Here is a 3014-nt window from a genome sequence, read left to right as displayed (position 1 = left end):
CAGGGCCTTGGGCCGCCCGCCCAGGCGCCGCCCGCCCCCGGCGGCCAGGACCAGGGCGGCGACCGGGCCCGGTCCGGCGGGTGTCGGCGCAGTCTGCATGGGGCCAGCCTGCCCGGTCGGGGCCGGGGCGCGCATGGTGGGAAGCCACAAGGGGAAGCCACTGCGGCGGCTGCGGCGGGTGCGGCTGACCGCCGACGGGCAGCTGCGCGTCTGTTCGCGACCGAGGAGTCGGACCTGCGGGCACTGCTGCGCGGTGGGGCGGACGACGCGGCGATCGAGGCGGCCTGGCGGGTGGCGGTGGCCGGCAAGGGGCCCGGGCACGCCATCGGCAGCGCGCGGTTCGTCCGGCCCGACCGTCCGATGTCGGCCATCGGCGGCTGAACGCCCCGCCGGGGCGGGGCGGCATGAGCGGGTGTGAGCTTCGACATGCTCCGGCCCGGCCCGTGGCGTCGGCTTGACCTGCTCTCGGGGCGGCTGATCTGCTGGTTCGCCGTCACCCCGCCCCTGATCCCGGGAGTTCTCCGTGCCCGCCCGCCGCACCACCCTGTCCGCCGCCACCGTGTTCCTGATATGCGCGCTCGCGCTGGTCGGCTGGCTGATCGGCGGCCGCGACCACAAGTCGACCGGCCCCAAGCCCGGTGGCGGCGCTGTCGCCGGGGCCACCGGCACCAGCCCGCTGCAGAACCCGGACGGCACCAAGCCCGGCCTGGCGCCGCTGACCACCCCCGAGGAGCGGAAGGCCGGCCGGGACGTCATCGCCAAGGTCGCCACCGCCGCCGTCGGCACCAAGGACGGCTACGACCGCAACGAGTTCGGCCCCGCCTGGACGGACAACGTCGACGGCGTCCCGTTCGGCGGCAACAAGTGCGACACCCGCAACGACCTGCTCGCCCGGGACGGCACCGGCGTCGAGCACAAGGACGGCTCGGACTGCACGGTCACCGCGATGACCATCTGGGACCCGTACACCGGCAAGAGCGTCCAGTGGACCAAGCAGCAGGCCTCCAAGATCCAGATCGACCACGTGATGCCGCTCTCCTACGACTGGCAGATGGGCGCCAGCAAGTGGGACAAGGCCAAGCGCGTCCAGATCGCCAACGACCCGCTCAACCTGATCCCCGCCGACGGCTCGCAGAACGCCTCCAAGGGCGACTCCGGCCCGGCCGCCTGGCTGCCCGCCGACACCGGGATCCGCTGCTCCTACGCGGTGCGCTTCGCCCAGGTCTCGCTGAAGTACCAGCTGCCCGTCACCGACGCCGACAAGAAGGCCATGCTCCAGCAGTGCGACGGCTGACGGACCGTTGACCCCGGCCGGGGGGCGGGTGCGATGTGCTTCGGACGCAGGTCGGATGGTATTCGTGGGCGGTGCCCCCGATCACTTCCCGGTTCCCCCGCTCGTCCGGGCGCGCCGTGCCCGCCCTCGCCGCCGTCCTCGCCCTCGCGCTGTCGAGCGGCTGCACGGGCGGCGTCGCCCGGCCTCCGCTGGACGAGCGGGTCGCCGCCACCGCGACACCCGCCCTGCGCGCGCTCTACGACCAGCACATCGACTGGCAGCCCTGCCCCGGCGACGACGGCACCGACCCGGACACGGCCGTCGTGCGGTGCGCCACCCTCAAGGTGCCGCTGGACTACGCCGACCCGGGCGGCCGCACCATCGACGTCGCTGTCACCGAGGTGCCCGCCGCGGACCGCGAGCACCGGCTCGGGGCCCTGCTGCTCAACCCCGGAGGGCCCGGCAACTCCGGTGTCAAGATGGTCCGTTGGGGCTGGAAGAACTATCAGGGGCCGCTGCACGACCGCTACGACCTGGTCGGCTTCGACCCGCGCGGCACCGGCGACACCGTCCCGGTCCAGTGCCTGGACGACTCCACGCGCGACGAGTGGGACGCCACCGACGACCCGGGCTACGGCCGCGGCCGGGTCCTCGCCGAGGCCTGCGAGGCCCGGCACGCCGACCTGCTCCCGCACCTCGGCACCCGTGACACCGCCCGCGACCTCGACGTGCTGCGCGGCGCCCTCGGCGAACGCCGCCTGGACTTCCTCGGCTTCTCCTACGGCACCCACCTCGGCGCCCGCTACGCCGAGGAGTTCCCCGAGCGCACCGGCCGGCTCGTGCTCGACGGCGCCGTCGAGCACGGCGTCCCCACCGCCCGGCTCGGCATCGAACAGGCCGCCGCCGCCGAGGACGGGTTCCGGGCCTTCGCCGCCGACTGCGCCACCGAGGACGGGGACTCCTGCCCGTTCGGCCCCGACCCGGCCACCGCCCCGCAGCGCCTCGCCCGCTTCCTCGACGGCCTGCGCGAGCACCCGCTGCGCACCGCCGACGGCCGTACGCTCACCGCCGCGCTCGGCTGGGGCGCCGTCCTGGACGCGCTCGCCGACGGCCACCAGTCCTGGTCCGGGCTGCGCGACGCCATCGAACCGGCCGTCACCCGGGGCGAGGGCGAGAACCTGCTCGCCCTCGCCGACAGCGTCTACGGACGCGGCGAGGACGGCCGCTACCAGAGCGTGGCCGACGCCTTCGCCGCCATCTCCTGCGCCGACGGCCCGCCGCCGCCCACCGCCGCGGAACTGCGCCCGGCCCTCGCCGAACTCGCCGCCCGCGCCCCGCTGACCACCGGGCACGACCCGGCGGGCACCCTGCTCGTCCCGGACTGCCGGGCCTGGCCGTACCGCTCGCCCGAGGCGCCGCAGCCCGTCCGGGCGCAGGGCAGCGCGCCGGTCCTCGTGATCGGCTCCACCGGCGACCCGGTCACCCCGTACGCCTGGGCGCAGCGGCTGGCGGGCGGGCTGGAGCACGGCGTGCTGCTCACCCGGGACGGCGACGGGCACATGGCCTACTACCGGAGCAGCTGCGTCCGGGACGCGGTGGCCGCCTACCTGGTGGACGGACGGCTGCCGGAGGCGGACACCCACTGCGCGACCGACTGAGGACGGGCGGCCGGGGACGGCGGAAGGGGGCGCGCCGCGCGAACGCGGCACGCCCCCTTCGGGGTTGCGGGCCCACTGTCAGG

The 3014-nt window shown here is 75.8% G+C and carries 2 protein-coding genes and 1 pseudogene; all 3 read left to right on the top strand.

The genetic code is table 11. From position 1 onward, the window contains the following. Nucleotides 1–161 precede the first annotated feature (161 nt). Nucleotides 162–381 (top strand): annotated as a pseudogene (locus ACIQOV_RS35060) (GTP 3',8-cyclase MoaA); the annotation flags it as partial. A 142-nt stretch (nucleotides 382–523) separates the two neighbouring features. After that, a complete protein-coding gene (locus tag ACIQOV_RS35055) occupies nucleotides 524–1294 on the top strand; it encodes an HNH endonuclease family protein (protein ID WP_359907996.1) in 771 nt (256 codons plus the stop codon). Between the two features lie 71 nt (nucleotides 1295–1365). Beyond that, on the top strand, nucleotides 1366–2931 hold the full coding sequence (locus tag ACIQOV_RS35050; protein ID WP_401054890.1) for an alpha/beta hydrolase: 1566 nt from the start codon (nucleotides 1366–1368) through the stop codon (nucleotides 2929–2931). Nucleotides 2932–3014 lie beyond the last annotated feature (83 nt).

The organism is Kitasatospora sp. NPDC091257, assembly GCF_044757675.1.
GTDB classification, from domain to species: domain Bacteria; phylum Actinomycetota; class Actinomycetes; order Streptomycetales; family Streptomycetaceae; genus Kitasatospora; species Kitasatospora lactacystinica.
Note: the sequence above shows the minus strand (reverse complement) of the source record. Positions and strands in the feature narration are given on the sequence as shown.